Annotated in this window: 4 protein-coding genes, 11 tRNA genes and 2 rRNA genes; 1 reads left to right on the plus strand and 16 read right to left on the minus strand. The window is 45.4% G+C overall.

The features are described 5' to 3' along the window. Positions 1-315 precede the first annotated feature (315 nt). From PAEAM_RS30375 to ppc, 3 genes are all read right to left on the minus strand, one after another. Positions 316-930, minus strand: a complete 615-nt coding sequence (locus PAEAM_RS30375; RefSeq protein ID WP_036614042.1) for a zf-HC2 domain-containing protein — start codon at positions 928-930, stop codon at positions 316-318. Between the two features lie 136 nt (positions 931-1,066). Then, complete coding sequence (gene sigW, locus PAEAM_RS30380) at positions 1,067-1,633, minus strand: RNA polymerase sigma factor SigW (protein ID WP_036614044.1); 567 nt, start codon at positions 1,631-1,633, stop codon at positions 1,067-1,069. 261 nt (positions 1,634-1,894) lie between these two features. Then, the gene (ppc, locus tag PAEAM_RS30385) at positions 1,895-4,687 is read right to left on the minus strand and encodes a phosphoenolpyruvate carboxylase (protein WP_100529907.1); all 2,793 of its coding nucleotides are present in this window, start codon (positions 4,685-4,687) and stop codon (positions 1,895-1,897) included. A gap of 577 nt (positions 4,688-5,264) precedes the next feature. Between ppc and PAEAM_RS30390 the strand changes: the two genes are divergently transcribed. Further along, positions 5,265-5,618 carry a WGxxGxxG family protein gene (locus PAEAM_RS30390; protein ID WP_100529908.1) on the plus strand — a complete coding sequence of 118 codons (354 nt, stop codon included), beginning with the start codon at positions 5,265-5,267 and terminating at the stop codon, positions 5,616-5,618. A 223-nt stretch (positions 5,619-5,841) separates the two neighbouring features. Here PAEAM_RS30390 and PAEAM_RS30395 read toward each other — a convergent pair. From PAEAM_RS30395 to PAEAM_RS30455, 13 genes are all read right to left on the minus strand, one after another. Continuing rightward, positions 5,842-5,912: transfer RNA gene (locus PAEAM_RS30395), tRNA-Gly, on the minus strand. Between the two features lie 11 nt (positions 5,913-5,923). After that, positions 5,924-5,997, minus strand: a tRNA-Pro gene (locus PAEAM_RS30400). A 14-nt stretch (positions 5,998-6,011) separates the two neighbouring features. Beyond that, positions 6,012-6,088: transfer RNA gene (locus tag PAEAM_RS30405), tRNA-Arg, on the minus strand. Positions 6,089-6,096: 8 nt separating this feature from the next. Further along, positions 6,097-6,171: transfer RNA gene (locus PAEAM_RS30410), tRNA-Gly, on the minus strand. A 10-nt stretch (positions 6,172-6,181) separates the two neighbouring features. Next, a tRNA-Leu gene (locus PAEAM_RS30415) sits at positions 6,182-6,262 on the minus strand. 6 nt (positions 6,263-6,268) lie between these two features. Further along, a tRNA-Lys gene (locus PAEAM_RS30420) sits at positions 6,269-6,344 on the minus strand. A gap of 9 nt (positions 6,345-6,353) precedes the next feature. Then, positions 6,354-6,428, minus strand: a tRNA-Gln gene (locus PAEAM_RS30425). Positions 6,429-6,437: 9 nt separating this feature from the next. After that, a tRNA-Val gene (locus tag PAEAM_RS30430) sits at positions 6,438-6,513 on the minus strand. Positions 6,514-6,520: 7 nt separating this feature from the next. Next, positions 6,521-6,592, minus strand: a tRNA-Glu gene (locus PAEAM_RS30435). A gap of 10 nt (positions 6,593-6,602) precedes the next feature. Further along, positions 6,603-6,675 (minus strand) — tRNA-Thr (locus PAEAM_RS30440). Positions 6,676-6,678: 3 nt separating this feature from the next. Further along, a tRNA-Asn gene (locus tag PAEAM_RS30445) sits at positions 6,679-6,754 on the minus strand. Positions 6,755-6,838: 84 nt separating this feature from the next. Beyond that, positions 6,839-6,955 (minus strand): 5S ribosomal RNA (rrf, locus tag PAEAM_RS30450). 76 nt (positions 6,956-7,031) lie between these two features. Then, positions 7,032-7,204, minus strand: a 23S ribosomal RNA gene (locus PAEAM_RS30455); the annotation flags it as partial.

The raw sequence follows: 7,204 nt of genomic DNA on the forward strand, positions 1-7,204 counted from the left end.
AAGCCAGCCCCCGCTATCCCCATTGATGAGTAAACCCTGATCTCATATTAACCCATTAGGATTTTATATAATCCTTTGTCTCCGCATTTTTGCATTATTTGATTTGTGCAAAATGCTTATCTATATGTAGTAGTATGTTCTCTTTAGTATCTAGGTTATAACGTTAACGTTCAGGTTGCAAGTTACGGCAGTCTCAAACTGCACATAAACATCACATTTACCATGAATTACAAAGTTTGCGTATAAAAAAAGAGTACCCCATGCAATCTGGAGGTACCCTGCTTGGTATATACCATTGAAGAATTTTACCCTGTTCTAGCGATAAGCCACTTCATTTACCATATTGGTTATTTTGTACCAGAACCAGTCCAGCGCCTGATCAATACTTTTCACCTGACCTGAAATATGCGCCGTTGAAGCCTGAAACAGTTGTCCGTCGATAACCGTCAGATTGCCGTTCACATCACCATATACTTGTGCGGTTCCATTTTCTATCGTAAGATCGCCAGCAATTGACTTACCTTCAGGAACAATAACCGTGTTACCCTGAATCACGATCTGGTCCAGATTATTTCCCTTAACAACCATTTCGTTATTCTGATTCCAGAAATTCAAGGCGCTAAAGAGCATCACGACCAAAAAGAAGGCTGCCGCCGTCAGCGCGGGATGTCCTTTGACCCATTTGAGCCATGCTTGCTGTCTCTTGGGCTGGGGCAGAGCATTCATAATTCGATTGGTCAGCTCATCAGAGGCAGACGGTGAATAGTGTTTCATGGCAAAGAGTAACATTTCCGTCTGTTCCAACTCTTTAAAGCGCATGCGACAATCCGGACAGATCACAAGGTGACTTTTCAGTTCAACCTTCTGGGCCGGGGACAACGACTCATCCAAACATTCATGCATTAAAGAGACGGCCGAGTTGCAATCCATATGAGAGCCAATCCTTTCTTAAATCACTTAGTCCATGTGCCATTAAAAAGCACGCATAAGACTTGCATACATTACATACGCATCCGTTTCGGATATGTTTCAAATAATTTCGCCCATATTTAAAGGCGCTTAACATTTATAACTTATACTCCAATTTTTTACGTAGAAAATCACGGCCCCGATGAACGCGTGTCTTGATCGTTGTTACGGGCATACCTGTCACATCACTGATTTCCTGTAGCGACAAGTCCTGTAAATATCTCAGAATCATAACGGACTTATACTTGGCTGGCAAACTGTCAATGGCCTCACGAATGAGTGTCTGCGTTTCTGACAGGAGCGCTTCACTCTCCGGTGTACGATCATCACTCGGGAGCATCGCATAACCATCAGATCCTTCCTGATCATTCAGTTCAGCATCCAATGAGTATGAAGGTTTCTTTCTGCGCAGTCGGTCAATACACAGATTCGTTGCGATCCGGTAGATCCAGGTTGAGAACTTCTGGTTCGGATCGTACTTCTCCATATTACGAAACACACGCAAAAACGTCTCCTGCACAACGTCTTCAGCTTCATGACGATTGTTCAGCATCCGGTATGCCAAATGAAATAGCTTGTCCTTATATAGTTCAACGATTTCTGCAAAGGCTCTCTGGTCGCCCTTGAGCACCAGTTTAATAAGCCTATTCTCCAAATTGTCCACCCTTATTCCCCCAGACATGCTGATGGGTCTTCCGTCTTCTGATACCCGTCCACACTTGTAATTCACCAATCAAATCGTAAATCAACTTTGGTCAAAAATCAAGACTGTATGACAAATATCCGCCAAAAACAGTAAAAACGGGAACTCCCGCAGGAGTCCCGTTTCATCTCTTACTCCGTAGAGCAGAGAATGGAGCTTTTTAGTTAACAAAGTAATGGGTACTTTGTTACATATAATTATTCAAATGCAGCAGTTCAATCATCAACCTGTGTTACGCAGTCCTGCAGCGATGCCATTGATTGTCAGCAACACTTCTCTGAGCAGTTCTGTATCATCCTCACCACGTTCACGCATATCTCTGAGCTCGCTCAGAAGTTGAACTTGCATGTAGGACAACGGATCTACATAAGGGTTACGAAGGCGAATGGATTCTTGAATAACCGGTACATCATCCAGAATTTCAGCTTCTCCGGTAATTTTCAGAATCAGCTCTTTTGTGAGCTTGAATTCGGCTTCAATCTGACCGTAGATGCGATCACGGGCTTCCTTGTTCGAAGTCATGGCTGAATATTCTTTGGCAATGACCAGATCAGCCTTGGCTACGGCCATCTGTACCGTATCAATTAATGTACGGAAGAATGGGAAGCTTGCATACATTTCTTTCAGGACAACCAGATTTTCCTCTTTATCCTGATAGTAACTTTGCAATCCTGTTCCTGCCGCATACCATGCCGGAAGCAGATAACGACTTTGAGTCCAGGCGAATACCCAAGGGATCGCTCTCAGATCTTCAAACTTATCGCTATTTTTACGCTTGGATGGACGAGAACCAATATTCAGCTCACCAACCTCCGGAAGCGGCGTTGATTCTTTGAAGAAGGTGAAGAAGTCTGGATCACGGAAAATCAGATCCTGATATTTCGTCAGAGATACTTCCGAAATCTCTTTGATGATGCTGTCCCAATGACGTTCGGATGCTGACTCTTGCGGCTCAAGCCCATTAAGTGCTGCTGTGATTAGAGCCGAAGTTGCCTGCTCCAGACTGCGGTATGCAATCCCCTGAAGGGAATAACGGGAAGAAATAACCTCTCCCTGCTCCGTAATCTTGATGCCCCCACCAATCGTATGTGGTGGTTGAGCAAGAATACTGCGGTTGAGTGGCATGCCGCCACGTCCAAGAGCCCCGCCACGTCCATGGAAGAACTTCAGCTTAACGCCGTGTTCATTCCCTACAGCCGTGATGGCATTCATTGCTACACGCAATTCCCAGTTGGCTGTAACCACGCCGCCATCCTTGTTACTGTCTGAATAACCAAGCATGATTTCATGCAGTTCATTCCGTCCTTTTACGCTTGCGCGGTATACAGGAAGGTTGAACAGCTTCTGCATAATATCCGAAGCCGCATGTAGATCATCAATCGTTTCAAACAGCGGTACCGCTTGAAGTGTAGATACAACGTCACCGTTGTGACCTTTGGTGAATAAGCCCACTTCCTTGGCAAATACCATAACCTCCAGCAAATCACTTGCGCCCTGCGTCATACTGATCAGGTAACTTGTGATACAGCCGTTCCCAAATTCGTTCTGGGCACGCTTGATGGTACGGAAGACATCCAGACATTCTTTGGTTCCCTCCGTGTATTGGTGATAAGGAGAAGTAAGCGGACGTGGATCATCCAGCAAACGAGCAAGCAGATCGATTTTACCGTCTTCAGTCAGACGCGCATAATCCTCTACAATGTTCATTTTCGCCAAAATCTCCGACATCGCATTTTCATGTTCCTTACTGTGCTGACGCACATCCAATGCTGCGGTATGGAAACCAAACAACTCGACTTGACGAATCATTTTGCGAATGGTCGTATCTGCTACGTAATCGGCAAAATGATGGCGCAGACTTCGATCAATAATCATCAGTTCATCAATCAAATCCTGTGCGCTATGATAACGGTCAGGCTGACCTAATTTGTTCTCATCCAGTACATTGTTCAGCTTGGCAATCATATAAGCCAATTTGATGCGGTATGGCTCTTTTTCATTCCGCCAGATATCCACTTTTTTCAATGTAACAGAATTACGGTCCTGCTCAATCGACTGCACCAGCTCATCCGATACATGAATGATGTTTGTGCTGAAGCTGAGATGGCCCATAAGTTCAATCATAATCCGTTGGTATTCACGCAAAGCAAGCTTGCGTTGCATCAACAGTGTCTGCCATGTTACATCTGAAGTTACCGAAGGATTTCCATCCCGGTCTCCACCGATCCAGGAACCGAACCGCAAATACGTCGGCACATGCCAGTCATGGTCAGGATAAAATTTGTTCAGGCAGCGTTCCAGCTCCTGATATACATCCGGAAGTACGTGGAACAACGTTTCATGAAAGTAATACATCCCGTTCCGCACTTCATCGAGTACAGTCGGTTTGCGGTCGCGAAGTTCATCTGTCTGCCAGAGTGTAATAACCTCATTCAGCAGCTTCTCACGCAACTGTTCACGTTCACGCAACGTCAGCGTAGGATTATCAAGTGACATGACATCTTCGGATATCCGTTTATGGATGTCCAGAATAACCCGGCGCATAGCTTCGGTTGGGTGAGCTGTCATAACGAGTTCCAACGACAAATCGTCGAGAATCTCTTCCACCTCTGTATGAGACAGTCCACGTTCCTTAAGATCCTGTACTGCTTTCTCAATCGATCCTGGCTGCACAGCGTCCCCAGCAGAACGTTCATAATCCCGTTTACGCCGGATCCGATGGTTTTGTTCAGCAATATTAACTAATTGAAAATAAATAGCGAAAGCCCGAATAACCTGGTGACGATTGTCCGAGTCTAATTCCTGGATCATCGTTTTGAACTCTGCATAGAGTTCTGGCAGAAATTCTGCACGTAACGATTTGCTCGTTTCCCGAATCTTCTCAACGATATCTAGAAGCTCCGTGCCGCCTTGATGGACAAGAACTTCTCCGAGTATATTGCCCAGGAACCGCACGTCTCGCCGAAGCAGGTTGTTGGATTGGCTTTTGCTGGCGGTTACCATAGTTTCAGTCATGCTTATCCTCCCATCTGATCGTTCCATTCGTACACGTAAATTTGACACCTTCATAACATCATACAATAAAATGGTACGAAAATCTTTATTTTTCTACTAGAAAAAATGGGGATTATCCCCGATTTACAGCACAAAAACACGCTTTTTTATTCATTTTCTTGTTCTGCTTCAATTAATGGTCATATACTGTCGCATGATACCTTTTTCACGTACTTTAGATAAATCAAAAGTCTCATACCTATTCTTAAAAACTCATAAATATACAGTTCTTTTAGATATGATCCCCTGTACCTGATATTAAGGTTAAACCGCATAATTTCATTGTTTGAGAACAGATGATATACAAAGAAACATGACCGGCAAAGCAAGCTTTTGTATACTTTACCACAGTGACGCAATAAATTAAAGATGTAATTATAATTTTCTTCCCACTACAGTCTGCTTACTAGGCAAGTTTCTTATGTACGTTGTTATTCAACTGGACTCAAAGGTATATCTTAACAGACTATTTCTACATATTGTACTTGTCTTCTTGGGCAGATTAATCTGTAGCTCTTACTAAAAAGGAGGAATCCAAATGATGAAGAAAGGTACAACAATTATTGCTTCCGTGCTTCTGGTGGCCGCTATGGCTGGCCCTGCTGCTGCTGATGGTCATATGCCCAAAGGAATGGATACCAACACCAACGGATCACGTGTCCGGTCTTATCAGGACACCAACTACATGGACCGCACAAACACTAATTCCAACATGAATATGAACATGGATGGAAACTACCGCAACAATGGTGACTATCGTACCAACAATGTTCGGGCAAACGCCACAACAACCGACCGTGACAACGGCATGGATTGGGGCTGGCTTGGTTTGTTGGGACTGCTTGGATTAGCTGGCATGCGTAAAAGAGTGACGGACCACAACGAACGTTAAATTGTGCGCTCTTCACTATACAATAGCTGCTGCGTCTTAGAGGTAGCTCATCGACAGGGATAAACAGAAAAGCCAAGACCCCTTTACTATTAAAATAGGGAGGTCTTGGCTCTTTTTTTAAATAAACCTGTACTGTTCCTTACATAAAATAACTGCTAATTCTTACGTTAATAAGAATAAAAGAGCCTCTGCATCTGCAAAGGCTCTTTCATTATGTCCTGTAAGCGGGTGATGGGAATCGAACCCACGCTATTAGCTTGGAAGGCTAAAGTTCTACCATTGAACTACACCCGCATAAACAAAAATCGGGATGACACGATTTGAACATGCGACCCCCTGGTCCCAAACCAGGTGCTCTACCAAGCTGAGCTACATCCCGATACTAAAAAATAATGGCGCGCCCTGAGAGATTCGAACTCCCGGCCTTTTGATTCGTAGTCAAACGCTCTATCCAGCTGAGCTAAGGGCGCAAAAATATTGGAGCGGAAGACGGGAATCGAACCCGCGACCCTCGCCTTGGCAAGGCGATGCTCTACCGCTGAGCCACTTCCGCAAATAAAGGATGCGCGTGGAGGGACTTGAACCCCCACGTCAAAGACGCTAGATCCTAAGTCTAGTGCGTCTGCCAATTCCGCCACACGCGCATATGATGGTGAGTCATGAAGGGCTCGAACCTTCGACACCCTGATTAAAAGTCAGGTGCTCTACCAACTGAGCTAATGACTCATACTAAAATGGCTGGGGATATAGGATTTGAACCTATGCATGACGGAGTCAAAGTCCGTTGCCTTACCGCTTGGCTAATCCCCAATAAAAATATGGTGGAGGCTGAGGGGATCGAACCCCCGACCCTCTGCTTGTAAGGCAGATGCTCTCCCAGCTGAGCTAAGCCTCCAACTATATGACCCGTAGGGGATTCGAACCCCTGTTACCTCCGTGAAAGGGAGGTGTCTTAACCCCTTGACCAACGGGCCCCATTTCCAAAGCTCTCAACCGGGATCGAACCGGTGACCTCATCCTTACCATGGATGCACTCTACCTACTGAGCTATGAGAGCAAATGGCTCCCCGAACAGGGCTCGAACCTGTGACAACTCGATTAACAGTCGAGTGCTCTACCAACTGAGCTATCAGGGAATAATATGCATTTGCAGGGCAAATGCAATTCATCGTACAACGTCCACATGCAGAGCCTGTTTTCTATGTATGATGAAAGAGTTCGCTTGGCGGCGTCCTACTCTCCCAGGACCCTGCGGTCCAAGTACCATCGGCGCTAGAGGGCTTAACGGTCGTGTTCGGGATGGGTACGTGTGGAACCCCTCCGCCATCGCCACCAAACGCGTAGCTTACATTTCAGAGTTGTTGCTCCCTGAAAACTAGATTCGAAACGAAACATGCGAATGACAACTTGCTATTGGATAAGCCCTCGACCGATTAGTACTGGTCAGCTCCATGCATTGCTGCACTTCCACCCCCAGCCTATCTACCTCGTCGTCTTCAAGGGGTCTTACATACTGGGAAATCTCATCTTGAGGGGGGCTTCACGCTTAGATGCTTTCAGCGTTTATCCCGTCCGTACATAGCTAC

The sequence above is a fragment of the Paenibacillus sp. GM1FR genome (assembly GCF_002803315.1).
Classification (GTDB): domain Bacteria; phylum Bacillota; class Bacilli; order Paenibacillales; family Paenibacillaceae; genus Paenibacillus; species Paenibacillus amylolyticus.